This window comes from Tardiphaga sp., from assembly GCF_041424195.1.
In the GTDB taxonomy this organism is placed as follows: Bacteria; Pseudomonadota; Alphaproteobacteria; order Rhizobiales; family Xanthobacteraceae; genus Tardiphaga.
In genome coordinates, this window is sequence record NZ_JBGMOE010000002.1 from 1 (window position 1) to 23,325 (window position 23,325).

Annotated in this window: 23 protein-coding genes, 1 tRNA gene and 1 pseudogene; 8 read left to right on the forward strand and 17 right to left on the reverse strand. The window is 63.3% G+C overall.

Features of this window, described 5'->3' with window-relative positions:
- A pseudogene (locus tag ACEK02_RS00050) lies at positions 1–309 on the forward strand (translational GTPase TypA); the annotation flags it as partial.
- Positions 310–504: 195 nt separating this feature from the next.
- On the opposite strand, the gene maiA reads toward ACEK02_RS00050, so the two are convergent.
- The gene (gene maiA, locus ACEK02_RS00055; protein ID WP_371419781.1) at positions 505–1,170 is read right to left on the reverse strand and encodes a maleylacetoacetate isomerase; all 666 of its coding nucleotides are present in this window, start codon (positions 1,168–1,170) and stop codon (positions 505–507) included.
- A gap of 86 nt (positions 1,171–1,256) precedes the next feature.
- On the opposite strand from maiA, the gene ACEK02_RS00060 reads away from it, so the two are divergent.
- A complete protein-coding gene (locus ACEK02_RS00060; protein WP_371419782.1) occupies positions 1,257–2,513 on the forward strand; it encodes a flavin monoamine oxidase family protein in 1,257 nt (418 codons plus the stop codon).
- A 9-nt stretch (positions 2,514–2,522) separates the two neighbouring features.
- Here ACEK02_RS00060 and ACEK02_RS00065 read toward each other — a convergent pair whose 3' ends face one another.
- The 4 genes from ACEK02_RS00065 to ACEK02_RS00080 form a co-directional block, all read right to left on the reverse strand.
- Positions 2,523–2,945, reverse strand: coding sequence for a thiol-disulfide oxidoreductase DCC family protein (locus ACEK02_RS00065; RefSeq protein ID WP_371419783.1), 423 nt, complete (start codon positions 2,943–2,945; stop codon positions 2,523–2,525).
- Between the two features lie 4 nt (positions 2,946–2,949).
- The gene (locus ACEK02_RS00070) at positions 2,950–4,266 is read right to left on the reverse strand and encodes an SDR family oxidoreductase (protein ID WP_371419784.1); all 1,317 of its coding nucleotides are present in this window, start codon (positions 4,264–4,266) and stop codon (positions 2,950–2,952) included.
- Between the two features lie 10 nt (positions 4,267–4,276).
- Positions 4,277–4,747, reverse strand: coding sequence for a DUF2269 family protein (locus ACEK02_RS00075; RefSeq protein WP_371419785.1), 471 nt, complete (start codon positions 4,745–4,747; stop codon positions 4,277–4,279).
- Positions 4,748–4,878: 131 nt separating this feature from the next.
- Complete coding sequence (locus tag ACEK02_RS00080; RefSeq protein WP_371419786.1) at positions 4,879–5,814, reverse strand: alpha/beta hydrolase family protein; 936 nt, start codon at positions 5,812–5,814, stop codon at positions 4,879–4,881.
- Between the two features lie 279 nt (positions 5,815–6,093).
- Between ACEK02_RS00080 and ACEK02_RS00085 the strand changes: the two genes are divergently transcribed.
- The 3 genes from ACEK02_RS00085 to ACEK02_RS00095 all read left to right on the forward strand — a co-directional run bounded on the left by ACEK02_RS00085 (position 6,094) and on the right by ACEK02_RS00095 (position 8,774).
- Complete coding sequence (locus ACEK02_RS00085; protein ID WP_371419787.1) at positions 6,094–6,603, forward strand: N-acetyltransferase family protein; 510 nt, start codon at positions 6,094–6,096, stop codon at positions 6,601–6,603.
- 103 nt (positions 6,604–6,706) lie between these two features.
- On the forward strand, positions 6,707–7,261 hold the full coding sequence (gene ppa, locus ACEK02_RS00090) for an inorganic diphosphatase (RefSeq protein WP_371419788.1): 555 nt from the start codon (positions 6,707–6,709) through the stop codon (positions 7,259–7,261).
- A gap of 31 nt (positions 7,262–7,292) precedes the next feature.
- Positions 7,293–8,774 carry a M20 family peptidase gene (locus ACEK02_RS00095; RefSeq protein WP_371419789.1) on the forward strand — a complete coding sequence of 494 codons (1,482 nt, stop codon included), beginning with the start codon at positions 7,293–7,295 and terminating at the stop codon, positions 8,772–8,774.
- On the opposite strand, the gene folD is transcribed toward ACEK02_RS00095, so the two are convergent.
- Genes folD through ACEK02_RS00110 form a run of 3 tightly spaced genes read right to left on the reverse strand, consistent with a single transcriptional unit; the run spans position 8,771 to position 10,305 of the window.
- Positions 8,771–9,655 carry a bifunctional methylenetetrahydrofolate dehydrogenase/methenyltetrahydrofolate cyclohydrolase FolD gene (folD, locus tag ACEK02_RS00100; RefSeq protein ID WP_371419790.1) on the reverse strand — a complete coding sequence of 295 codons (885 nt, stop codon included), beginning with the start codon at positions 9,653–9,655 and terminating at the stop codon, positions 8,771–8,773. The genes ACEK02_RS00095 and folD overlap by 4 nt on opposite strands.
- Positions 9,652–9,999 carry a DUF167 domain-containing protein gene (locus tag ACEK02_RS00105; RefSeq protein WP_371419791.1) on the reverse strand — a complete coding sequence of 116 codons (348 nt, stop codon included), beginning with the start codon at positions 9,997–9,999 and terminating at the stop codon, positions 9,652–9,654. Before ACEK02_RS00105 ends, folD begins: the two co-directional genes overlap by 4 nt.
- Before the next feature lie 15 nt (positions 10,000–10,014).
- Positions 10,015–10,305 carry a YggT family protein gene (locus ACEK02_RS00110; RefSeq protein ID WP_149529426.1) on the reverse strand — a complete coding sequence of 97 codons (291 nt, stop codon included), beginning with the start codon at positions 10,303–10,305 and terminating at the stop codon, positions 10,015–10,017.
- Positions 10,306–10,497: 192 nt separating this feature from the next.
- Here ACEK02_RS00110 and ACEK02_RS00115 point away from each other — a divergent pair.
- Positions 10,498–10,573: transfer RNA gene (locus ACEK02_RS00115), tRNA-Ala, on the forward strand.
- A 111-nt stretch (positions 10,574–10,684) separates the two neighbouring features.
- Here the strand turns inward: ACEK02_RS00115 and ACEK02_RS00120 are convergent.
- From ACEK02_RS00120 to ACEK02_RS00140, 5 genes are all read right to left on the reverse strand, one after another.
- A complete protein-coding gene (locus ACEK02_RS00120) occupies positions 10,685–11,464 on the reverse strand; it encodes an SDR family NAD(P)-dependent oxidoreductase (protein WP_371419792.1) in 780 nt (259 codons plus the stop codon).
- Between the two features lie 211 nt (positions 11,465–11,675).
- Positions 11,676–12,155, reverse strand: coding sequence for a TerB family tellurite resistance protein (locus ACEK02_RS00125; RefSeq protein ID WP_371419793.1), 480 nt, complete (start codon positions 12,153–12,155; stop codon positions 11,676–11,678).
- 157 nt (positions 12,156–12,312) lie between these two features.
- The gene (locus ACEK02_RS00130) at positions 12,313–13,722 is read right to left on the reverse strand and encodes an adenylate/guanylate cyclase domain-containing protein (protein WP_371419794.1); all 1,410 of its coding nucleotides are present in this window, start codon (positions 13,720–13,722) and stop codon (positions 12,313–12,315) included.
- A gap of 135 nt (positions 13,723–13,857) precedes the next feature.
- Positions 13,858–15,246, reverse strand: a complete 1,389-nt coding sequence (locus ACEK02_RS00135) for a cytochrome P450 (protein ID WP_371419795.1) — start codon at positions 15,244–15,246, stop codon at positions 13,858–13,860.
- Between the two features lie 89 nt (positions 15,247–15,335).
- Complete coding sequence (locus ACEK02_RS00140; protein ID WP_371419796.1) at positions 15,336–16,712, reverse strand: hydrolase; 1,377 nt, start codon at positions 16,710–16,712, stop codon at positions 15,336–15,338.
- A 164-nt stretch (positions 16,713–16,876) separates the two neighbouring features.
- Here ACEK02_RS00140 and ACEK02_RS00145 point away from each other — a divergent pair, with 164 nt between their 5' ends.
- On the forward strand, positions 16,877–18,562 hold the full coding sequence (locus ACEK02_RS00145) for an MFS transporter (RefSeq protein WP_371419801.1): 1,686 nt from the start codon (positions 16,877–16,879) through the stop codon (positions 18,560–18,562).
- Between the two features lie 67 nt (positions 18,563–18,629).
- Here the strand turns inward: ACEK02_RS00145 and ACEK02_RS00150 are convergent, their stop codons facing one another.
- The 3 genes from ACEK02_RS00150 to obgE all read right to left on the reverse strand — a co-directional run bounded on the left by ACEK02_RS00150 (position 18,630) and on the right by obgE (position 21,403).
- Positions 18,630–18,851: a cysteine rich repeat-containing protein gene (locus ACEK02_RS00150; RefSeq protein ID WP_371419797.1), complete on the reverse strand. Its 222-nt coding sequence runs from the start codon at positions 18,849–18,851 to the stop codon at positions 18,630–18,632.
- Positions 18,852–18,984: 133 nt separating this feature from the next.
- The gene (gene proB / locus ACEK02_RS00155; protein ID WP_371419798.1) at positions 18,985–20,115 is read right to left on the reverse strand and encodes a glutamate 5-kinase; all 1,131 of its coding nucleotides are present in this window, start codon (positions 20,113–20,115) and stop codon (positions 18,985–18,987) included.
- Positions 20,116–20,353: 238 nt separating this feature from the next.
- Positions 20,354–21,403 (reverse strand): GTPase ObgE, encoded by a 1,050-nt coding sequence (gene obgE, locus ACEK02_RS00160; RefSeq protein ID WP_371419799.1) that lies wholly within the window; start codon positions 21,401–21,403, stop codon positions 20,354–20,356.
- A gap of 161 nt (positions 21,404–21,564) precedes the next feature.
- Between obgE and ACEK02_RS00165 the strand changes: the two genes are divergently transcribed.
- Positions 21,565–22,482 (forward strand): DMT family transporter, encoded by a 918-nt coding sequence (locus ACEK02_RS00165; RefSeq protein WP_371419802.1) that lies wholly within the window; start codon positions 21,565–21,567, stop codon positions 22,480–22,482.
- 146 nt (positions 22,483–22,628) lie between these two features.
- Here the strand turns inward: ACEK02_RS00165 and ACEK02_RS00170 are convergent, their stop codons facing one another.
- Entirely contained in the window at positions 22,629–23,219 is a 591-nt protein-coding gene (locus ACEK02_RS00170; protein WP_371419800.1) for a GNAT family N-acetyltransferase, read from the reverse strand.
- Between the last annotated feature and the right edge of the window lie 106 nt (positions 23,220–23,325).

Here is a 23,325-nt window from a genome sequence, read left to right on the forward strand (position 1 = left end):
CGCGGCCCGATGATGATCGAGCCGGGCTGGAAGGTCTACAAGGGCATGATCATCGGCGAGCACACCCGCGAGAACGATCTCGAACTCAACGTTCTCAAGGGTAAGCAGCTCTCCAACATCCGCACCACGTCGAAGGATGAAGCCGTTCGTCTCACGCCGCCGATCCGCATGACCCTCGAAAAGGCGCTGGCCTATATCGAGAGCGATGAGCTGGTCGAAATCACCCCCAAGTCGATCCGCCTGCGCAAGAAGCATCTCGATGCCAACGACCGCAAGCGCGCCGAAAAGACCAAGGAAGTGATCGCGTAAGCGAGAGCCTTCTTTGACTGGTTACGAAATGCCCGGCGAAAGCCGGGCATTTTTTTGTATGGTGCGATGCCTTCACTCCGCCCCTCATGGTGAGGAGGCGCGTAGCGCCGTCTCGAACCATGAGTTGGTGTCGCGCCGACGCTTGTGGCCATCCTTCGAGACGCCGCTGCGCGGCTCCTCAGGATGAGGGCGGCGTCAATTTGCCGGCGCTCCCACCTGCTTCATAGGATCCGCCTTCGCAAACGCCTCCATCGCCTCGCAGGTGGCGACGATGCGATTGATGGTCGGAATGCCTGCAATTTCGATCTTCAACACCTTCATGGTCGCGGTGACGCTGAGCAGGCAGATGTCGGCGATCGTCACCTGGTCGCCGTGACAGAAGCGGCCGGTTGCGGGCTCGGTGGCCAGGCGTTCTTCCACGGCGGCGAGGCCTGTCGTGAACCAGTGCACCAGCCAGGCGCGGATTGCGGCATCGTCGAAGCCGGCGGTGATGGCGAGATATTTGCGCACCCGCGGCGTAACGAGCGGATGGGTGTCGGCGGCCAGCATCGCGGCGATCGAGCGCACCCGGGCGCGGCCGTGCGGATCGCTTGGCAGCAGCGGCGGGGTCGGGTGGATCTCGTCGAGGAATTCCAGGATGGCCAGCGACTGCGTGAGCGGCAGGTGGCCGGGCTCGATCAGGGCCGGGATCGCGCCGAGCGGATTGATCTTGAGGAACGCGTCGCCGCGCTGTTCGCCCTTGTCGAGGTCGATCACGCGCTCATGCGCTTCCAAACCCTTCAAGTTGAGCGCCACGCGCACCCGGTAGGTCGCGGATGTCCGCCAGAAGCCGTAGAGCTCGAAATCGTGCGGGGCTGTCATGCATCTTCTCCGAGGGCAGCGGTGGCTTGAATAATTCAAGCAAGCCTTTATCCCGGTGTCACGACAATCCGGTGTGACATGACGTGATGAGCACGAATCTCCCCTCCGAAGTTGACGTCGCCATCATCGGTGCCGGTGCCGCCGGCCTCGGTGCGGCACGTGCGCTGGAAGGTTCCGGGCTCTCGGTGATCGTGCTGGAAGCGCGCGACCGGATCGGCGGCCGTGGCCATACCATCATGGCGGCGCCCGGTATTCCCTTCGATCTCGGCTGCGAATGGCTGCACTCGGCCGACAGGAACGATTTCGTCGGCATCGCGAAGGACCTTGGCTTTGCCGTCGACAAGTCGCGCCCGCCGTGGCGTGATCAGGCCTATGACGTCGCCTTCTCAAAGACGAAGCGCGATGAGTTCTTCGCCGCGATAGACGCCTTTTATGAGCGAGCCGAAGAAGCCGCGGAAAACGAGATCGATGCGCCCGCCGCGACATGCCTCGAGCCGGGCAATCCGTGGAATCCGATGATCGACGCGGTCTCCACCTATATCAACGGTTTCGAGCTCAAGGATGTGTCGCTGCACGACATGGACGCCTATGAGGACACCGAGGTCAACTGGCGCCTGCCCGATGGCTATGGTGCGCTGATCGCGGCCTATGGCGCGCCGTGTCCGGTGGCGCTGAATACCGAAGTGACGCTGATCGATCACTCAGGTGCGCGCATCCGCATCGAGACCTCACGTGGCACGCTGAGTGCGGCGAAAGTGATCGTCTGCGTACCGACCAATCTCATCGCCAACGCGCATATCCGCTTCGCGCCGCCATTGCCCGGCAAGGTCGATGCTGCCGCCGGCCTGCCGCTCGGCGCCGACAACAAGGTGATGCTGGCGCTTGCCGATGCGGAGAAGTGGCCGTCCGATATCGGCTTGCGCGGCGCCGCCCTGCGCACCGGCGTCGGCAGCTTTCATCTGCGCCCGTCCGGCCGTCCCTGCATCGCCGGTTTCTTCGGCGGCAGTTTCGCGCGCGAGCTCGAAGACGCCGGCGACGGGGCGCTCGCTGCGCAAAGCATCGACGAGATCGTGGCGCTGCTCGGCTCGGACATCCGCAGCAAGCTCACGCCCCTCGCGGAATCCCGCTGGGGCCACGACCGCTTTGCACAGGGGGCCTATTCTGCGGCGAAGCCCGGTCATGCCGAAGCCCGCGCCGTGCTCGCCGCGCCGGTGAATGGCAAACTGTTCTTCGCCGGCGAAGCGACATCGCCGAACTTCTTCTCGACGGCGCACGGCGCGCGGGAGAGCGGGGAGAGGGCGGCGAGGGAAGTCATAGCTGCGAGTAAGCGCGCGAAATCCTAGCGGAGTGCGTTACTCCATCACCCGTGCCCGCATCCCCGCATCCGGCACGATACACGCCTCCGTCTTTCCAAAAATGCGATAGCGATTCGTCGCAATCAGATTGTAGACGGGATTGCGCAGTGCCTTCGGCACGGCGAACAGCACGCGTACCCATTGCCAGCCGGGTAGATTCGACAATACGGTCAATGCAGCGTCGGATTGCAAGTAAGCCACGCCGCCATGGATCACCGCATTGGTGTCGGGATCGGCGGGATCGATGCCGAAATGGCGAGCGAGGCGGCTGCCATAGTCGGACTGGATCGGGGTGAAGCGAAAGCGGCAATCGGTGTCGCGTTTGGCGACGAACTGGATCCAGCGCGAGCAGAAGATACAGACGCCGTCATAGAGAATGACGTCGTCATCGGGCCAGGGTGCTGCCAGTGGCGTGGTCATGATCTCACCTGTTGTCGAGCATCGCCAATGCCACCAGCATCAGAATGATCGCCGGGCCGGTCTTGACCAGGGCGCCGAGTGGTTCGATCCAGAGATCGGGTGTCAGCAATGCCGCGCCGAACATATAGCCGAGCGATGCGAGAATACCCCAGATCAATCCGGCCGCACTCGTTCGGCGGAACGCGATCAGGACACCGGTGGCCATGTCCATCAGGCTAGTGCCCACGGTGATCGGTCCAACTAATGCAGGCGGAAAGTGATGGGCGGAGAGGATGCCGGCCGCTGCGTCGTAGGAAACGAACAGTGCGATCAAGCCGGAGACAATCCAGAACAGTACGAGGCTGACAAAGATCATCGGCTTGAGCAGGAACAGCCGGGCGAACCATTTGTCCTGGATCGTCGCGGAGCGTCGATTGACCATCTGCGCCAATGTCTGCGGCGCGATGCCAGTTGCGGCGATCCATGGCACGGGATCGCCAGTGACGCCGCGGCGTAGTTCGGCGATCGCCGTGCTGCGCACTGGCGGCGTCCAGCGGAGCAGCGCGACGGCATCGCCGAGCTTCGCGGCGAGATCGAGCAGGAAACCTGGCAATCTGATACGCATGCCGCGGTGGGTGCCGAAGAATATGCGATAGTGATCGACGACCATGCCGAGAGTTACGGGTTCCGACTGCATCAGGTCCCAGACATGATGCGTGTCGTTACCGTGCTCGCACAGCCACGCAATTGTTGATGCGACGTCATCCACCGCCACGGGCTGAAACTGTCGGCAGGCCAGATCGGAAGGGAGATCAGCAAAGGGTGTCGCCGCGAGTGCACGAACAAGCGCGCTGCCGCCATAGGCAGCCGGCGCGATCACAAAGCCCGGTCGCAGGATCGTGCTGCCGAGGCCCGCGTCCGCGATCAGCCGCTCGGCGTCGCGCTTGGTCTTGCTGAAGGCCGTGTCGTCGCTGCCGGCTGCGCCCGGGATCGAGATATGGACGAGCTGAACCGGCTGCGTCGTGGCCTTGATGGCCGCCAGCAGTTTTGCAGTGAAGTCGCGATGCACCGCAGTCGTATCCGTGCCCGCGCCATCCTGAAGAACGCCGAGACAATTGACGACCATCTCGCTCTTGCGCTCGACCATCAGGCGCGTCAGATCGTCCGCCGTTGTGGCCATGATCGGCATTTCGAGATCATCTGCGCTAGTCTTTTGCGATGCGGCGTAGTGCCGTGCGACGGTCGTCACGGTGAAACCGCGCAGCCGCAAATCCTCTGCGACATAGCGCCCGATCAGGCCGGATCCGCCGAGCACGAGAATTTTCTGGTAGCGCGGCGACATGATTTGTCCTTCAAAAAGAGGGCCTGGCGATCATCAACCAGAGAATAGCGACCACCGCACCGAAGCCCGGAAAGCCAAACCAGAACCAGCGACGGAAGAGCACATGGTAGCGCGGCGGCAACTGTGCCTTGTCGGCCACAGCCTGACGTGCGAGATTGCGCATCTCGATCTGCATGAACACCACGGGCAGCCAGAAGAGGCCGGCAACGGCATAGAGAATCAGCGAGACAACGATCCATGGCTCGTTGGTAGCCGTCGACGACATCTGCATCAGGAAGCCGCCGGTGAAGGGTTGCAGGATCACAGCGCTCGTGGTGAATAATAGATCCGCGATGACCACGATGCTCGCAGTGGCGGCAATGAAGGCAGCGTCGCCGGAGCGATGCGCCATCAGCATGAAGAACGCGATTCCCGTCCCGGTGCCGAGGATGACGATGGCGCCGAGGATGTGCAGGAATTTAAAGATGAAATAGATAGTCATTGCGGACTCGCGAACCGGCCTGTCGTCAAATGCGCCAGGAGACAAACCGGTATTGTGATCTTCCTAGTACATGCTTAGGGATAAGAAGTGTAGCTGCTGCGAAGCAATATTCATCGAAACGAGTGAGTGCGTCAGTTGGCCCAAGTCGCATCGGGCCGTCGTTCCGGCGCGCTCATTTTTTTCTTCGTCGGCGTGGCTGCGATCGTCTTCAACGCCTTGTCGACCGCGGCGCCATAGATGTCGTCACCGCCGTCGCTCTCCGCAAGCCAGTGCCCTTCGCTCCGGAAGTCCGGCAGTTCGCGGATATCGACCTTGGCACCGCCCTTGCGAAATGCATCGGCAAGCCGGCGCGAGAAGGCTGGCGAAAAATAGCTGTCATTGCGCGCGGCGAGCCAGATCACGGGCACGTGCGCCGTCTGTCCGAAGATTGCCGCTGCGGCGATCAGGCGCTGCGGCGCGCAGACGTCATTCGGCCTGTCATTGGCATGGCCGCCGCGTCCGGGCGCGAAGACGACGATCGCCGTTACGCCCGGCGGACTGGCGCCGGCCAGGGCCAGTGCGCCCCAGCCGCCCGCGGAATGGCCGACGACGATCGTGCCGTTACTGCGAATGAAGGGTTGCTTGCGGATCTCGGCCATCGCTGCCGCGATGCTGTCAGCCGTGGCGCGGCCGGCACCGAGATAGTCGGCATCATCGCAGCCCCCCTGGTCTTCCAGATAGCGGCCGTCGGTGACGCCATGACCGGGGCGCTCAGGGACCAGCACGGCGTAGCCGCGGCTGACGAACCAGGAGGCGAGTGCGCGATATTCCGGTTGCGGCATCTGCGCGCGGCGCAGCGCGTTCTGCGTGGAGGCATGCGCGATAACAGCGAGCGGAAACGGACCGTCGCCCGGCGGGCGAAACAGTACGGCATGGGACCTGGTGCCAGGATCGGGCGACGGCACCGTCCAGAGCTGCCGGCGATGCGGCGCTTCTTCAGGACCTCGCGCGCCATATGTCTGCGCTGCAGCCGTGCAGGCGCTGCCGATCAGTGCAGCCAGTAGGCACAGCGCGTGGAGGTGTTTCATAAGCGCTCGGTGGCTTTCGTCGGGCCGTAACGGCTGCGGCATTCTACACGCCACGAATCAGATGGCTGCAGTTCCGTACATCAGAGCGCGTGTGCAGTTGCGGCATGAACAGGGGCAGCAAGTGCCAGCAGTGGAAAACGCGGCGCCTGGCGCGCAGAAGATGCAGTCCTGTCCTTTTTCGATACAATTCTTTTGCCAACTGATGCTGAAAATCCACACGTTAACCGATAATTAACGATGGACCTTGAAGAGCGCCCGCCGACTTGCTTTGATCCCCTCATGAGCACAACCCTGATCGAGGTTCGGCCGGCCAAAGCTGCAGATGCGGCCGCGGTGGCGTCCACCCATGACGAAGCCTGGCGCGCGGCCTATCAGGGCCTCATCCCGGGCCCCGAACTGGAAAAGCTGATCAATCGCCGCGGTCCCGGCTGGTGGGAGTCGGCGATCCGCAAGGGCAGCCGCGTCAGCGTATTGTGCTTCGGCGACAAGGTTGCCGGCTATGCCAATTACGGTCGCAACCGCGCCCGCAGCCTGCAGTTCGAGGGCGAGATCTACGAACTTTACCTGCGTCCGGAATTCCAGGGCCTCGGCTTTGGCCGCCGTCTGTTCGCCTCCGCCAAGCGCGACCTCGTGCAGAGCGGGCTGAAGAGCATGGTGATCTGGGCGCTGTCCGACAACGAGGGCGCGACGGAGTTCTACCGTGCTCTGGGCGGCCGTATGGTCGCCCGCTCCTCGGAGCGTTTCGGCGCAAAGTCGCTCGATAAAGTGGCATTCGCCTGGACGAATTAAGCCGTTAAGCCGGTTCATGATTTTCTGGTCCCGCAGGCGTTGAATCCGGGCTCCCGCTCGGCTACGCCTGTCGCAACCTGTCCTATGAAATCTGGAGTGTTCGATGCGTCTTGACGCAATCCCGCTCGGCGCCAAGGCGCCGCATGAAGTAAACGTCGTCATCGAGGTCCAGGTGGGCGGCGAGCCCATCAAATACGAGATGGACAAGGAATCCGGCGCGCTGTTCGTCGATCGCTTCCTCTACACGCCGATGCGCTATCCCGGGAACTACGGCTTCATCCCGCACACGCTGTCCGGCGACGGCGATCCCTGCGATGTGCTGATCGCCAATACCCGCGCCATCGTGCCGGGCGCTGTGATGAGCGTGCGCCCGGTCGGCGTGCTGCTGATGGAAGACGAAGGCGGTCTCGACGAGAAGATCATCGCTGTTCCCACCTCGAAGCTCACCCAGCGCTACGACAAGGTGAAGAACTACAGCGATCTGCCGGAGATCACGCTGCAGCAGATCCAGCACTTCTTCGAGCACTACAAGGATCTCGAGCCCGGCAAGTGGGTCAAGGTGGTGCGCTGGGGCGATGCCGCCGATGCTGAGCGCCTGATCATGGAAGGCGTCGAGCGCGCCAAATCGGCAAAAGAAGCGGCCGCCAAGACCAAGTAACAGAAATTGGCGTAGCAGGAGGGGACTTCCGATGCGCCGATGGATCAGACTATTCCGAACGGCCGCGCTGATTGTCATCGCGGCCGTTTTGCTGCTCGCGGGCATCGTGCTCGTCAACACCTTCAGCCACGGGTCGCGGCAGCTCCAGGTGAATGCGGTACCGAAAGCGGCCGTTGACGAACAGGCGGTGGCCGAGCGACTTGCGGAAGCGATCCGCTTCCCGACCATCTCCAATTTTCTCAATCCCGATCAGGCGGCCGAGCCGCTGCGTGCGATGCAGGCGCATCTGGTGGCGAGCTTTCCGGCCTTCCACGCCGCGGCAAAGCGCGAGCTCGTCGGCAACTACAGCCTTCTCTACACGTGGGAAGGCAGCGATCCCGCTTTGAAGCCGATCGCGCTGCTGGCGCATCAGGATGTCGTGCCCGTCGCGCCGGGCACCGAGAAGGACTGGCAGCAGCCGCCATTCAAGGGCGTCGTCGCCGAGGGCTTTATCTGGGGCCGCGGTTCATGGGACGACAAGGGCAATCTCTATTCGGTCCTCGAAGCCGCCGAAGCCATGGCAAAGACCGGCTTCACGCCGAAGCGCACCATCTATTTCGCCTTCGGTCACGACGAGGAAGTCTCCGGCACGCGCGGTGCAAGAGCGATCGCGGCGTTGCTGAAATCGCGCGGCGTCAAGCTCGACTTCGTGCTCGATGAAGGCCTGCTGATTACCGAGGGCATCCTCAAGGGGCTGGACAGGCCGATGGCGCTGATCGGCGTCGCCGAGAAAGGCTATGCGACGCTGGTGTTGACCGCGCATGGCACGCCCGGTCACTCGTCGATGCCGCCGCGCGAGACGGCGATCGGCATGATGAGCGCGGCGCTGACGCAACTCGAGAACAAGCGCCTGCCGATGCAGATCCGTGGCACCGTCGGCGAGATGTTCGACACCATCGCGCCGGAAATGAGTGGCTTCAACCGCGTAGTGCTGTCCAATCTCTGGCTGTTCAAGCCACTGTTGCTGCGCGAATTCGAGAAGAGCGGTCCAACCGAGGCAACGGTGCGCACGACCACGGCGCTGACGATCTTCAAGGCCGGCGAGCAGGACAATGTGCTGCCGGGCAATGCCGAGGCCACGGTGAATTTCCGGCTGTTGCCCGGCGATACCCAGGCCAGCGTCACCGAACATGTGCGCAGTGCCGTCAGCAATGACAGGATTTCGATTGCGCCATTTCCCGGCAATACCGATCCGCCCCCGGTGACCGGCACGGCGGGTCCGTCCTATCGCGCGCTCAACCAGACCATCCGCGAGATCTTCCCGGATGCGCTGGTGGCGCCGGGCCTGATGGTGGCGGCGACGGACTCCCGGCATTACACGGATGTGGCCGACAACATCTTCCGCTTCTCGCCGGTGCGGGCGACGTCGGAAGACCTCAAGCGCTTTCACGGCACCAATGAGCGACTGAGCGTGACGAACTACGCCGACATGATCCGGTTCTATCGACGGCTGATCGAGAACACGGCGAATTAAACCGCCGGCGCGGCCAGCTTGTGGATCGCACAGGCCGCGCGCAGCGTGTTCACCAGCAGGCAGGCGACGGTCATCTGACCCACGCCGCCAGGCACCGGGGTGATCGCGCCGGCGGTCTTCAACGCTTCCTGATAGGCGACGTCGCCGACGAGGCGCGTCTTGCCCTCTGCGCCGGGCAGGCGATTGATGCCGACATCGATCACGGTGGCGCCGGGCTTGATCCAGTCGCCGCGGACCATTTCAGGCCGGCCCACGGCGGCATAGACCAGATCCGCCTGCGCGCAGAGTTTGGCGAGATCGCGTGACTTCGAATGGGCGATGGTCACGGTGGCGTTTTCATTGAGCAGCAATTGCACCAGCGGCCGGCCGACCAGATTGGAGCGGCCGATCACGATGGCATTCATGCCTTCCAGTGACGTGTGCACGCTCTTGGTCAGGATGATGCAGCCGAGTGGCGTGCAGGGCGACAGTGCGGGCATGCCGCTGGCGAGACGGCCGGCATTGGTCGGGTGCAGGCCATCGACATCCTTGGCGGGATCGATGGCGTTGACGACGGCGTCGGTATCGAGGCCCTTTGGCAGCGGCAGTTGCACGAGGATGCCGTGCACGGCGGGATCGGCGTTCAGCTTCTGCACCAGCGCGATCAGATCGGCCTGCGCGACGTCAGCCGGAAGCTTGTGCTCGAAGGAGGCCATGCCGGCTTCCTGGGTCTGCTTGTGCTTGCTGCGCACATAGACCTCGCTGGCGGGATCGCTGCCGACCAGCACCACGGCGAGGCCCGGTGTCACGCCATGTTCGCTCTTGACGCGCGCAACTTCGGCGGCGACGCGGCCGCGCAATTCGGCGGCGATGATCTTTCCATCGATGATGCTGGCGGTCATGTGTCGGTCCTGTCGTCAGTGTCGTTGGGCGTTGCTGCAGTGATACTGCGCAGCATCGCGCCCAGTTTCGTCGGGTCGCCGTCGACCGCGATCTGTTTCACGCGCGATGTGGTGCCGGACAGCACGCGCACATCGCGTTTCGGTACGCCGAGCCGCTTGGCGAGCAGCTCGGTCACGGCACGGTTGGCTTCGCCGCCCTCGGCGATGGCGCGCACCCGCACCTTCACCACCGAGCGGCCATTGGCCATGGTCTCGATCCCGTCGATGTCATCGCGGCCGCCGCGCGGCGTCACGCGAACGGCGATGCTGACACCGTCAGTCCCGTAGCGCCAGGGATCCGCCACGAATCCGGCGGCCGATCAGAAGACGCTGGGATAGATGTAATAGGTGATCACACGCTGCAGGAACATGATGATCAGGATCAGGATGATTGGCGAGATATCGAGACCGCCGAGGCTCGGCAGCATCTTGCGGATCGGCGCCAGCACCGGCTCGGTGATCCGGAACAGGAATTCGGCGATCGCGGAGACAAACTGGTTGCGGGTGTTGACGACGTTGAAGGCGATCAGCCAGGACAGGATCGCCGAGGCGATCAGCAGCCAGACATAGAGATCGAGAACGATCAGCACGATATCGAGAACGGCGCGCATGGCGGGGATGGCTCGCGGGTTAGGTCGCGGATTCGACTGTCAGCTAAATATCGGTTCAGCCCCCCTCTAACAAGGGAAGTTCCGGGCGAAAAGTGCCGCAAAACCGCGCTTTTGCGACGTTCTTGACTTGCCGTTAACAGGGATTGTAAATGGCGCCGATTGCTGATCGGCCGCCCGCGGCCGGTACGTATCGGGGCCATAGCTCAGCTGGGAGAGCGCGTCGTTCGCAATGACGAGGTCGGCGGTTCGATCCCGCCTGGCTCCACCATCCTTCGCTTGCTTCGCAAGCTCCGGCTCGGCAAGCCACCCTCCCGACCATAGAAAGCGAAGCAAACGAAGGATGTCCCGCCGAAGCCCACAGGGCGTAGGCGGACCGGCTTCACACCCGGCGCAGCTGCAACCTTGCCACGGCACCGGCGATGAAGCCGCGCGGGAAGAACCGCAGCAGCAGCGGGACGATCTTGATGCCGAGGCCGGGAAAAACCGTGCGCTTGTTGGCCATCAGGCCCTGATAGCCCAGCAGGGCGACATCGGCGGCCGAGACATTGAGGATGGCGGAGTCGAGACCCGGGGTGAATCCGGCGCGGGCCTGGAATTCCGAGGGCACAGGCCCGGGGCACAATGCGGTGACGCGCACGCCCTTTGAACCGAGTTCCTGACGCAGCGCTTCGGTAAAGGACAGCACATAGGCCTTGCTGGCGTAGTACACGGCCATTCCGGGGCCCGGCAGAAAACCCGCGATCGAGCTGAGGTTGAGAATGCCGCCCTTGTTGCGGATGAGGCTGTCGGAAAAGCGCAGCGACAGATCCGTCAATGCGCGAACATTGACCTCGACGATGCCGAGTTGCCTGTCGCGGTCCATCTCGATGGCGCGGCCGAACATGCCGAAGCCGGCATTGTTGACCACATACTCAACTTCGACATCGGCAGCAGCGAGTGCAGCTGCGATCTGGTCGCAGGCGTCGCGCTGTTCGAGATCGCAGGAAATGATGATGGGCGCAGCACCGCCCGCAGCTATGATTTCAGCGGCCAGCGCGTTCAGACGCTCGGTGCGGCGTGCAACCAGCGCAACGCGATGCTTGTTCGCAGCGAAGATGCGCGCGAACTCGGCGCCAATTCCGGCCGAGGCTCCGGTTATCAACGTCACGCGCTCAGTCACAATAAGGTACTCTTGAAATACGTGAAGACGATCTGCATGCATCTACAGGCGTAATAGGGATATCCGTGATGTGCAAGTCGGAATGACCACCGGGGTACCGCAGGGCCACCGGTTCTCGGGCGCGTAGCAGTCGCATGAATTATCGGGGACTGCGCATTAAACTTTGGTTGTGCGTCGTGCCGCTGTCATTTTCGGATCTAGCCGATCCTGCTCAGACCGCGGCATCCGTCGTCGCCCTGCCGCTCGCCACACGTCGCTTGAGCTCCATCCGGTCGCGTGATGAAACAGCGAGCAGATCGGCTGCGCGCCAGACCACATTTTCCTCGAACTCACTGACGCGGCCGTCGGCATAGACCAGCTCCCACATCATCTCGACGAGGCGAACGCGGCCGGGCTCATCGACCACGCGCATGATGACGCTGGTGAAGTGATAGAGGTCGACGGCCTCGCCTTCGACAAGCGTGGCAGCCGCGATGAGCCTGTCTGCCGTGCCGGGATCGAGCTCGAAACGCGACTCGATCAGGCTGTGTAACTTGGCTTTCTCGATAGCTGATGGCTCACCGTCCAGTGAGATGACGTGAAGCATCAGCGCCGTGGCGGCGAGGCGGAAACCGGTATCGTCGAATGCCTGATTTTCGTGCGCATCGGGTGACACCACGTCGGCAATGAATTGGCGCAATTTTTCCAGCATTATTCTTTGAACCAGATGATCGAGAGGTCCGCCATGCGGCGAAAACGCCCGTGCTTTGTGGCGCGAAAATGGAACGCGCGCAATGCGGGCGGGTTCCCGAAGCGCTGATGACAGTTAAGTAACAATTGAGGCGACCGGCGGTTTAGGGGATCACGTATCACGGGATTTCATAGACCACGATCTTGTCGGCGATACCGCGCAAGGCGGCATGCTTCTGGATCGGCGTGATTTCAGCCTTCCGCAGGATGGCTTCCACGGCCTGCGTCGATATCACCGGGCCGGTGACGTGGATCGCTTGCGAGGTTGACAGGCCCTGCACCCTGGCAGCGATATTGACGGTCTGGCCAAAGTAATCCTGCCGCTCGTTCAGCATCACAGCAAGGCAGGGTCCCTCATGGATGCCGATTTTGACCACGAGGTCCTTGGTGCCGCGCTCCTCGTTCAATCGCTCCATCGCCGCGCGCATGCGCAGACCCGCGGCCAGCGCCTGTTCAGGCCGCGTAAAGGTCGCCATGACGGCATCCCCGATGGTCTTCACCACGGCACCGGCTTCCGACGCAATGATCTCCAACAGGGCGTGGAAATGCGCGCGCACCAGGTCGAAGGCTGCGAGATCGCCGACGCGCTCGTACAAGGCGGTCGAGCCCTTGAGGTCGGTGAACAGGAAAGTCAGCGAGGTAATCTTCAGTCGCTGATCGATATTGAGGTTATCGGCCTTGTAGACATCGCGAAAGGTCTGGTTGGTGAGTATCCGCTTGGCCGTGAGGAACGGCTTGCGCTTGCCGATCAGGTGATGGAGGCCCTCCGCCGCGACAAATACCGATGGTAGCACGCGCACCTCGGTCTGGTTTTCGAGGGACAACCGCAGCGGTCCGGGTCGCAGGGTGATGGTGCCGGTCGGTGTATGCTGCCGGTTGTAGATCAGCGACAGATGCTGTCGTTCCTTGGTCGGCTCGCCCTGCACATCGATGAACTGAGCCGCATGGGTTACCGGCTCGAACACGATGACGAACTCCGACGGCAGGTGCAGCGACATCACCGCCTTTTCATGCGCCGGCAATTCCATCGCGTCCAGCGTCACTTCGTCGGTGAGTGACGCGAAGGATTCCTGGTTGAGATCGACGCCGGAGCTCCAGAATACCTGCTTGAAATATTCCCAGAGCGGCAGCGTATTGGGGTCGTGTGCAGCGATGTGCCGGACCCGCGGCGCGACCGTGAACGCCACCTCGACCTGTTCGTCGACCGATGCTTCATAGCCGCAGGCGCAAAGTCCGCAATGGTAATCGTCATGGCGCAGCGATTTCAGCGTACTGTGGGCGTCGAGGACGCCGCTGCAGCCCGGGCACAGTACATTCCAGGTCAAGTCGAACAGGCCGAGGCGGGAGGCGTGCAGGAAGCCGGAAATGACGCGCTCTTCGTTCAGGCCGTAGCGCGCAGCAAAATCCAGCACGTTAATGCGGTTGAGTTCGTGATCGGCGCCGTCGCGGATCAGTTGTGCAATGGCATCGGCTACGGCGGGGTCGGTCGCCTGTTTCAGTGTCGCGAATTGTGCCTGTACATCACTCATGGCATCAGTTTAGGCCAAACAGGCGCTGCGTCCAAGACAGGGCTTTGCCGCAGCGCTTCAACTTGTCGTTCCGCCTGGCGTGCCACGCGTGCGTAGGGGCGGGAAGACGTGAGAAGGGGGCGTGCCGAAATAACGTCAGCGCCGCTCAATCCGGAACAGTGGCGAGCGATCCGGTTGCGTTGTCACTACGCCGATAGGCATGACGGGCGCTTTATCCGGCAATGCGATGCGGAATGCACCGATGATTTTCGCCAACGCCAATGTGGCCTCGACAAGCGCGAAATGCGCGCCGATGCAGACGCGGGCGCCGACGCCGAAAGGCAGATAGGCGAAGCGGTCCGGCGCCGGCGCGCCGGCCATGAAGCGGGACGGCATGAAGGCATTCGGCTCGCGCCACAGTTTCTCATGCCGATGCAGCAGCCATGGCGCGATCAGAATCACGTCCTTGCGAGCGACAGACTGGCCAGCCACCCTATCAGGGCCCGCCGCGGCGCGCGCGATCAGGAAGGCCGGCGGATAAAGCCGCATGGTCTCGTCGATCACTGCGCGGGTGAATTTCAGATGTTCCATGTCGAATGTACCGCTCGCGCCGGCGGCACGAGCCTCTGCCGCGACCTGCTCCTGGGTCGCGGGATCGAGCGTCAGCAGATAGAGCGCCCAGAACAGTGCCGTTGCCGTGGTCTCATGGCCGGCGAGGATCATCGTCGCCACCTGATCGCCGAGCTGCACGTCGGTGAAGGATGCGCCGGTTTCCGGATCTCGTGCGGCCACCATCAGATCGAACAGATCGCGCGGCGACGCGTCGTCGTTCTTGCCGGCGGCACGACGTGCGGTCATCAGCTCGCCGACGAATGTCGTCCAGCGTCTGCGGAAGAAAGCGCGCGAAATATCCTGTGGTGTCGGCCAGCCCAGCGGCAGCAGCAGATCGAGGAAATGCGGCCGCGCCAGCTTCATGCCGTATTCCATCACGAAGTCGCGCAGCTTCGCGCCATGGTCGGCCATGCCGAATGAGAACATGGTGCGGCCGGCGATCTCCAGCGTCATCCGCTGCATGATCTCGCGCAGATTGACCGGCTTGCCTTCGGCGCGCTGTAACTCGGCGAGCGTGTCGTCGATGGCCGAGATCATGTGCGGCACTAAGGTGTTCACCGCGCGCGGCGTGAAGGCCGGCGCCAGTGTGCGGCGCTGGTGTTTCCAGGCGCGGCCTTCGGCGAGAAGCAGACCCTCGCCGAGCATCGGCCGCAGCACGCGGAACGCAGCGGGCGTGCGGGTATAGTTCTCATAATTGTCCACCAGCACATGGCGGATTGCGTCGGGGTCGTTGAGTATGAAGCTCGCATGGCCGAAGAAGCGGCCCTTGACGATGTCATCTTCATAGGCACGCTGGCCCCAGGTCTCGATGGCGCTGCGGCGCATCGCGGACATGCGCCCCAGCGCGCTCATGTTTTCGGGCGCGCGCGGCGGACTCGGCGGCACCAGGGGCCGTCGGGAAGCAGCAAAGTCGTAGACTTCGGCAATGCTCACGATGGACCTCGCAACCTGCAGCGGGGTGCTGAGTATGGCTCCATTATAGCAGTCGCAAATCCGGGCGCCATGAAGGCGAGGCCCGCCGGCTACTCGGTAAATTCCGCGACCGTGATGCGGTTTTCCGATGCCGGCCAGGCGCGCGCCACGATCCGCTCCTGATTGAACAGCGCCGCCACCGGACGGCCGATCTCCGTGGCCGGAAGGCTGATCGTCGAGAGCGAATCCGTGGGTACGCCGGCTTTCACGTCGGTCGGCTCCTTGCCGTCGAGCAGCACGACATCGCGCGGCAGCCCGAAATAGCCGCGCACGCGCGACATCGAGACCACGGCGCCGGCATTGGCATCTGCGGGCCCCGGCGCACGGCCGGCGCGCAGATGCACGACGTCGGACGAGCGCGGGAATGGTGAGCGATAGGAATGCGTGATCGGTGCGCCGGTCGATGTCAGCGCGATCTCGACAGGCCAGGTCGGGTCGACCTGAACCGGGCCCCAGCGGCCATCCGCGGAGGTGCGGGTCGAATGGAGCGCCGCCCCGATCCGCTCGCCGCTATCCGGCGCCACGCGATACACCTCGACCAGCGCATCAGCGACGGGCCGGTTGGTCGGCACGCCGCCGGGAGTACCGGTGACGAGGCCGCTGATCTTCACGTCAGCTTCACGTGCAATATCGATCCTCCCCGGTTCGCGGCCGGCGATGAATTTGTAGATCTCGCGGAAGGCGCGGGGGTGAAAGCCCGTCTCGCGATGATCGATCGCGCCGAGCACGAGATTGGTGGCACCGCGCAGCGCCGGACCATCGGTGGTGACGCCGGTAGCCACACCCGGCTTGCCGAGCAGGCGGCCATCGGGCTGTGCGTATTTGTCGATGCCATCGCTGCGCAGCGTCAGAAAAGCAGTACCCTCGGTCACCTCAGGGCCCTCACTGGGATTGAGGCTCTTGAGGAACGGCCCGCGGCCGTTGAATTCGCTGCCGGGACTGTCGGCCCAGTCGAACACGCCGTGATTGGGGGTGCCGCACAGCACGGCGTGGCTGACATCGGCGCTGCCGCCGTTCCTGATATAATTGCGCACCGCATAGCCACCGCGCGAATTGGCCACCAGCGCCACTTTCGCAGCGCCGGTGCGCTTCTTCAGCTCCGCGATGGCTTCGCCGAGTTCGCGGCGCTGATCTTCGGTGGAGGAGCGGCCCTGCTGCGCCACAGCATCGTCGGAACGCGCCAGCGGATCGGTGAAATTGAGCGCCATTAGCCGGTTGCGCGGGATGCCGTTGGATTCCATGCGCCAGAGCTGCGTCATCCAGAGCGCGGCATGGTCGCCATTGCCATGCACGAACAGGATTGGCGGGGTATCGGAACCAGCGGATACGCCGGGGCCGGTTTGCGCGAGAGCCCCAAAACGAAGCGCATGGGCGGCCAGTGGCAGCATCGCTGCGCCTGTGAGGATGGTTCGTCGCGACAGTGCCATGGCTGGTCTCCCCTATCTGCGCACTTCCGGCGCCTTGGCCCTGTGATAGCGGAGCAGGCACTGGACAGACAACGCGTTTCGCAGGCATCAACTCCATATGCCCGCGGGGAATCAGGTCCCGCATGGCCCTGCAGTCGCTAACTGCAGCAGACGACGGGACGATGATGGCCGAAGCAGCGAAACCAGTGGTTCTTCCCTCCGACGGCATTGCCGCCCCGCTGCGGTTTGCGGTGTTCCGGCGGATCTGGCTCGCCAGCCTGCTGTCCAATCTGGGCCTATTGATCCAGAGCGTGGGCGCCGCCTGGGCGATGACCCAGATGACCGCGTCGGCCGACAAGGTGGCGTTGGTGCAGACCGCCTTGATGCTGCCGATCATGCTGATCTCGATGCCCGCAGGCGCCGTGGCCGACATGTATGACCGTCGCATCGTGTCGCTGGTGTCGCTGGTGCTGTCGCTGGGCGGCGCCACCATGCTGACCATGCTGGACTGGACCGGCCACATCACGCCGAACATCCTGCTGGCCTTCTGCTTCATCATCGGCAGCGGCATGGCGCTGTTCGGGCCGGCCTGGCAATCCTCGGTGGGCGAGCAGGTGCCGCCGGAGGTACTGCCATCCGCCGTAGCGCTGAACGGCATCAGCTACAATATCGCGCGCAGTTTCGGCCCGGCGATCGGCGGCATCGTGGTCGCCACCGCCGGTGCCGTCGCAGCCTTCGCGGCCAATGCGGTGCTGTACATTCCGTTGCTGGTGGTGCTGTTCCTGTGGCGTCGCAAGGTCGATGTTTCCAGGCTGCCGCGCGAGCGGATGAGCCGGGCCATCGTGTCCGGCGTGCGTTACATTGCCAATTCGCCGTCGATCCGCATCGTGCTGATGCGCACCCTGATCACCGGTATTTGCGGCGGCTCGGTGTCGGCGCTGATGCCGCTGGTGGCGCGCGACCTGCTGCATGGTGGTGCGCAGACCTATGGCATCATGCTCGGCGCCTTCGGCATGGGCGCGGTGATCGGTGCGATGAATATCGGCCATGTGCGCAAGCATCTGAGCGGCGAAAGCTCGATCCGCGCCTGCGCGCTGATCATGGGCGTGGCGATTGCCGTCGTTGCCGTGAGCAGCGAACCGGTGATCACCGCGGCGGCGCTCGTGGTGGCCGGCTCGGTCTGGATGCTGGCGGTCGCCCTGTTCAATATTGGCGTACAGCTCTCGGCGCCGCGCTGGGTTGCCGGACGTTCGCTCGCCGCCTTCCAGGCCGCGATTGCCGGCGGCATCGCGATTGGCAGTTGGGGCTGGGGGCATCTCACGGACATGGTCGGCGTCGAAGCGGCATTGCTGGTGTCCGGCGGGGCGATGTTTCTCTCGCCGGTATTCGGCCTATTTCTGCGGATGCCGCCTACCGGCGCACGCGACGAGGATGCCGAGACGCTGGCCGATCCCGAAGTGCAGTTGCAGCTTACAGCGCGCAGCGGCCCGCTGGTTGTGGAGATCGAATATCGCGTGGATCAGGAGAGTGCGCGGGCGTTCCATGGTGTGATGCAGGACGTGCAGCTGTCGCGGCAGCGCAACGGCGCCTATGGGTGGTCGATCGCACGCGATATCGCCGATCCTGAATTATGGACCGAGCGCTATCACTGCCCGACCTGGCTGGATTTCCTGCGGCAGCGCAATCGCGCGACGCTGTCCGAGCGGGCGCTCTATCAGCGCGCCAGCGATTTTCATCTCGGTCCCGATCCAATCCGTGTCCGTCGGATGCTGGAGCGGCCGTTCGGATCGGTGCGTTGGAAAGACGAGACGCCCGATCGCGCTGCGACCGAGGTGCTTCCCGTCGCGACGCCCGCCGGCAGCAGCGGTTAGATCTTTTTTTGTGACGCGTTTTCTTGACGCGAACCGCCGCTCGCTTCGGTCGAGAACGCTACGGGCGCTATTGATTGTTCTCGGCGAGAACTTTCGCGCAGGCCTTGCTGAGCTTCGAGCGGTGTTCCTTGAGGCAGGCGAGCACGACCATGTCGCCATCATTCATCTTGGCGCGGCAGAAGCGCGACACGTCGCGTGAGCAGGCCGATTGATTGGCTGGGGTATTGTTGCCCTGCGCATAGGCCGAGGAAGCGATCAGCAGAAACGGAATGATCAAAAGCCGGGTCATGAAATGGGGCCTCCCTAAAATTGGCTATCTAACTCTATGGCGAGCAACGAAGTACGCGGGAATGGCGCAATGATGGCGAGCGTTCGGCACTTCACCGATTGCGCGTTACGCCATTCAGGCGAAGTATCGTTGCTTAACTTCGTGATCCCGAAATCACGAGGTCGTCGCGATGAATCATTTCCGCGCGGCCGGTGATACCGAGGATGATCATTACATCAGGCGATGAACGGCCCTTGATCTTTTCGGCATTGTCCGCGTCATAGGCCACAAGGCCGCGTCCGATCTCGTGTGTATCCGGTCCGCGTACGATAACGGCATCGCCGCGCGCGAAATCGCCTTCCACCTTGATGACGCCGGCGGGCAACAGGCTCTTGCCGGCGCGCAGCGCGGTGACCGCGCCCGCATCAATGGTCAGCGTGCCCTTCGGTTCCAGCGATCCGGCGATCCAGCGCTTCCGCGCCGTGACGGGATTGGCAGGCGTGAGGAACCAGGTGCAGAGGCCACCGTCGGCGATCCTTTGCAGCGGATGCTCCACCTTGCCGGAAGCGATGATCATATGCGTGCCCGCGGTGGTGGCGATCTTCGCAGCCTCGATCTTGGTGTACATGCCGCCGCGCGAGAGCTCGCTTTCGGCAGCCCCGGCCATGCCTTCGATCTCGGCGGTGACGCTGTCGACGATGGGAATCAGCTTCGCATCGGGATTGGCGCCGGGTGGCGCGGTGTAGAGCCCGTCGATATCCGACAGCAGCACCAGCAGGTCGGCAGATGCCATGGTGGCAACGCGTGCCGCGAGGCGATCATTGTCGCCGTAGCGGATCTCGTTGGTCGCAACCGTGTCGTTCTCGTTGATCACGGGCACCGCGCGCCATTCCAGCAGCTTGCCGATGGTCGATCGCGCATTGAGATAGCGGCGGCGCTCTTCGGTGTCCTGCAACGTCACGAGAATCTGTCCGGCGCCGATGCCGTGATGGCCCAGCACTTCCGACCAGATGCGCGCGAGCGCGATCTGTCCGACTGCGGCTGCGGCCTGGCTCTCCTCGAGCTTCAGCGGGCCGCGGGGCAGTTTAAGGCGGCTACGGCCGAGCGCGATCGAGCCCGAAGACACCACCAGAACGTCACGGCCATCTGCATGCAGCTTGGCGATATCGGCGGCCAGTGCGGCGAGCCATTTGGCCCTGACTTCACCGGCCGCGGAATCGATCAGCAGCGACGAGCCGACCTTGACAACGATACGGCGGAAGTTCTTCAGCTCGGGGCGCGACATGATGTGGGCTTCGTAGATGGATGAGTGAAGGTGTTGCAGCAACGCTAGAGATTCCCTCGCCCCGCTCTTGCGGGGAGAGGGTTAGGGTGAGGGGCTCTTTCGATCAGCAAACACCGGAGATGAGGGAAGGACTGGGTCATGCCCCTCACCCGCCGCAAAGGCGCGGCGACCTCTCCCCGCGCAGAGCGGGGAGAGGTTAAGTCCGCGCGCTTCGCTGGCGAATGCGTAGGACATATACTTAGCTCGTCGCTGGCGCCCATGGCGCGGACTGCGCTGCGCTCTTGGCCTTGTCCGACACCGGCGCTTCGCCGATCACGGCGACCAGTGCACGCAAAGCTTCCGGCACGCCTTCGCCCGTTGCGCCCGAGATCAGCAGCGGCGTCTGCTTGGCAGCGCGCTTCAGCCGGTCCTTCTGCTTCTTCAACTCGTCCGGCTCGACCGCATCGATCTTGTTGAGCGCGACGATCTCGACCTTGTTGGCGAGGTCGCCTTCATAGGCATCGAGTTCGCCGCGGACGGTCTTATAGGCCTTGCCGGCATGTTCGCAGGTCGCATCGATGAGATGCAGCAGCACGCGACAGCGCTCGACATGGCCGAGGAAGCGATCGCCGAGGCCGGCGCCTTCATGCGCGCCCTCGATCAGACCGGGAATGTCGGCCAGCACGAATTCGCGCGCATCGACATCGACGACGCCGAGTTGCGGATGCAGCGTCGTGAACGGATAGTCGGCAATCTTCGGCCGCGCAGCGCTGACCTTGGAGAGGAATGTGGATTTGCCGGCATTGGGCAGGCCGACGAGGCCGGCGTCCGCGATCAGTTTCAGCCGCAGCCAGATCCAGCGCTCTTCGCCGGGCTGGCCGGGATTGGCATTGCGCGGTGCGCGATTGGTCGATGACTTGAAATGCGCATTGCCGAAGCCGCCATTGCCGCCTTCGGCCAGCACATAGGTCTCGCCGAGCTTGGTGAAGTCGTGGATCAGCGTCTCGCGATCCTCATCGATGATCTGCGTGCCGACCGGAACTTTGAGCGTGATCGGCTTGCCATTGGCGCCATGGCGGTCCTTGCCCATGCCATTGGTGCCGCGCGGCGCCTTGAAGTGCTGCTGGTAGCGATAGTCGATCAGCGTGTTGAGGCCATCGACGACTTCGATGATCACGTCGCCGCCGCGGCCGCCATTGCCGCCGGAGGGACCGCCGAATTCGATATACTTCTCGCGGCGAAAGGCCACGCAGCCGTTTCCGCCGTCGCCGGAGCGAATGTAAACCTTGGCTTCATCGAGGAATTTCATGGTGTATCCGTATCGCAGGGGGGTGGTCGCGGCAACCACTTCATGGCGGGCATTTCGCGAAAAGCCCTTATTTTCCGGCCTTGCTGCGTATGTGAGGGCGTCCTAAAGACGCATAATGCTGTTAACCAACCCCGCGCCCAGAAGCTTACCTAAAGGCTCATATAGGCATGTTTGCGACCATTTCGACCGCAGCCGACAATCGTGCCGCCCGGCTGGCTGGTATCGGCCTGATGCTCGCGGGCATCTGTATGTTCTCCTGTGGCGATGCGATCGGCAAATTCCTCGTCGGGACCTATTCGGTCGGTCAGTTGATGCTGCTGCGCGCCTGCGCAGCGCTGGCGCTGCTGGCGCCGTCGATCTGGCGGCATCGTGCCGATTTCCTGCGACTCGACCGGCCGGGCCTGCAGCTTATTCGCGTGGTGCTGTCGACGCTGGAAGTCGCCGCATTCTTCTGGGCGGCGGCCTATCTGCCGCTCGCAGATGTCATCACCTACTATCTCGCCTGTCCGATCTTCGTCACCGCAGGCTCCGCGATCTTTCTTCGCGAATCCGTCGGCTGGCGGCGCTGGAGCGCGATCTTTGTCGGCTTTTGCGGCGTGCTGATCGCGCTGCAGCCCTCGGCACAGACAGTGACATGGCCGGCGCTGATTGCGCTTGGCGGTAGCCTGTCCTTTGCCGCGCTGATGCTGATCACCCGCTCGCTGCGCTCTGCGCCGGATGTGGTGCTGGCGACGACCCAGTTCATCGGCACTTTCACCTTCGGCGCGGTACTCACGACGTTCGGCTGGGTGACGCCCGATCTGCGCGATCTCGGCCTGTTTTTTCTGGCGGGGATCGTCTCGGTCTGCGCGCTGCTCTGCGTCAACCGCTCGCTGAAGCTGGCGCCGGCCAGCACCGTGGTGCCGTATCAGTATTCGATGATCATCTGGGCGGTGATCTTCGGCTATCTCGTGTTCGGCGAATTGCCATCATGGGCGACGCTGATCGGCGCGGCGGTCATCATTGCGGCAGGGCTCTATATCTTCCTGCGCGAGCAGCAGCTCGGAAAGATCGCCGACGAGGTGCCACCGGCAGTGTGATGCTTTCTTCCCCTCTCCCCCAGCGCAGCGAAGCTGCGCTCCGTGGGAGAGGGTACGTAGGCGGCCTCTGGTCGCCGTTTTGACAAGCAGACGCCGATGCAAAGCATCGGCTATGGCGTAGCGAAGGCGGGAGAGGGGAGGTGACACTACCTCCGCGTCGACGTTCCCCAGTTCTTAAGCGAGCTCCACACACCGCGCGTCAGCTTGAAGCAATCCACCGGCGTCGATGAGCCGATGGCTTCGAAGCGGTGCAGTTGAACGCCACTCCACTGGAAGCCGCACTTCTCCAAGATGTTGCGCGACGACGGATTGGCAACGCGCGCACCCGAGATCAGGTGCTCGATGTCGAATTCGTCGAAGGCGTAATCGATCGCGGCGCGAGCAGCTTCGGTGGCAAAACCCTGGCCCCAGTGATCGACACCGAGCCAGTAGCCGAGTTCCGGCGATTCGGCTTCGCGCCAGTCAATCCCGACCATGCCGATGGGGCGACGATCGAGTTCGATCAGGAACACACTTTCGCTGGCCGTTCCGCTCAATGAATTGACGAAATCGATCGCGTGATCCTGCTGATACGGGAAGGGCAGGCGACGCGTCATCTCGGCGATGCGGCGATCATTGGCGAGAAGCGCGATGGCTTTTACGTCCGCGAGTGTCGGCTTGCGCAAGGCCAGCCGTTCGGTCTCGAGGACGCAGCCTCTGGCTTCTCGCAACGTCGGGGTCGGAATATCCTGCAACATCTCGGGCTCCTGTGTGCGCCCCGAAGCGACGCACCAAACGAAAAGGGGAGGCCGGTTTCCCGCCTCCCCTGGAGCCCAATTCTGGCGCTCCGCCGGTTCAACAGGA

Excerpts from the sequence above, each read along its gene's own strand:
- maiA (WP_371419781.1), bottom strand. The coding sequence starts at position 1,170 with ATGACAGCCCCGCACGATTTCGAGCTCTACGGCTTCTGGCGGACATCC.
- ACEK02_RS00060 (WP_371419782.1), top strand. The coding sequence starts at position 1,257 with ATGAGCACGAATCTCCCCTCCGAAGTTGACGTCGCCATCATCGGTGCC.
- ACEK02_RS00065 (WP_371419783.1), bottom strand. The coding sequence starts at position 2,945 with ATGACCACGCCACTGGCAGCACCCTGGCCCGATGACGACGTCATTCTC.
- ACEK02_RS00070 (WP_371419784.1), bottom strand. The coding sequence starts at position 4,266 with ATGTCGCCGCGCTACCAGAAAATTCTCGTGCTCGGCGGATCCGGCCTG.
- ACEK02_RS00075 (WP_371419785.1), bottom strand. The coding sequence starts at position 4,747 with ATGACTATCTATTTCATCTTTAAATTCCTGCACATCCTCGGCGCCATC.
- ACEK02_RS00080 (WP_371419786.1), bottom strand. The coding sequence starts at position 5,814 with ATGAAACACCTCCACGCGCTGTGCCTACTGGCTGCACTGATCGGCAGC.
- ACEK02_RS00085 (WP_371419787.1), top strand. The coding sequence starts at position 6,094 with ATGAGCACAACCCTGATCGAGGTTCGGCCGGCCAAAGCTGCAGATGCG.
- ppa (WP_371419788.1), top strand. The coding sequence starts at position 6,707 with ATGCGTCTTGACGCAATCCCGCTCGGCGCCAAGGCGCCGCATGAAGTA.
- ACEK02_RS00095 (WP_371419789.1), top strand. The coding sequence starts at position 7,293 with ATGCGCCGATGGATCAGACTATTCCGAACGGCCGCGCTGATTGTCATC.
- folD (WP_371419790.1), bottom strand. The coding sequence starts at position 9,655 with ATGACCGCCAGCATCATCGATGGAAAGATCATCGCCGCCGAATTGCGC.
- ACEK02_RS00110 (WP_149529426.1), bottom strand. The coding sequence starts at position 10,305 with ATGCGCGCCGTTCTCGATATCGTGCTGATCGTTCTCGATCTCTATGTC.
- ACEK02_RS00125 (WP_371419793.1), bottom strand. The coding sequence starts at position 12,155 with ATGCTGGAAAAATTGCGCCAATTCATTGCCGACGTGGTGTCACCCGAT.
- ACEK02_RS00130 (WP_371419794.1), bottom strand. The coding sequence starts at position 13,722 with ATGAGTGATGTACAGGCACAATTCGCGACACTGAAACAGGCGACCGAC.
- ACEK02_RS00140 (WP_371419796.1), bottom strand. The coding sequence starts at position 16,712 with ATGGCACTGTCGCGACGAACCATCCTCACAGGCGCAGCGATGCTGCCA.
- ACEK02_RS00145 (WP_371419801.1), top strand. The coding sequence starts at position 16,877 with ATGGCCGAAGCAGCGAAACCAGTGGTTCTTCCCTCCGACGGCATTGCC.
- ACEK02_RS00150 (WP_371419797.1), bottom strand. The coding sequence starts at position 18,851 with ATGACCCGGCTTTTGATCATTCCGTTTCTGCTGATCGCTTCCTCGGCC.
- proB (WP_371419798.1), bottom strand. The coding sequence starts at position 20,115 with ATGTCGCGCCCCGAGCTGAAGAACTTCCGCCGTATCGTTGTCAAGGTC.
- obgE (WP_371419799.1), bottom strand. The coding sequence starts at position 21,403 with ATGAAATTCCTCGATGAAGCCAAGGTTTACATTCGCTCCGGCGACGGC.
- ACEK02_RS00170 (WP_371419800.1), bottom strand. The coding sequence starts at position 23,219 with ATGTTGCAGGATATTCCGACCCCGACGTTGCGAGAAGCCAGAGGCTGC.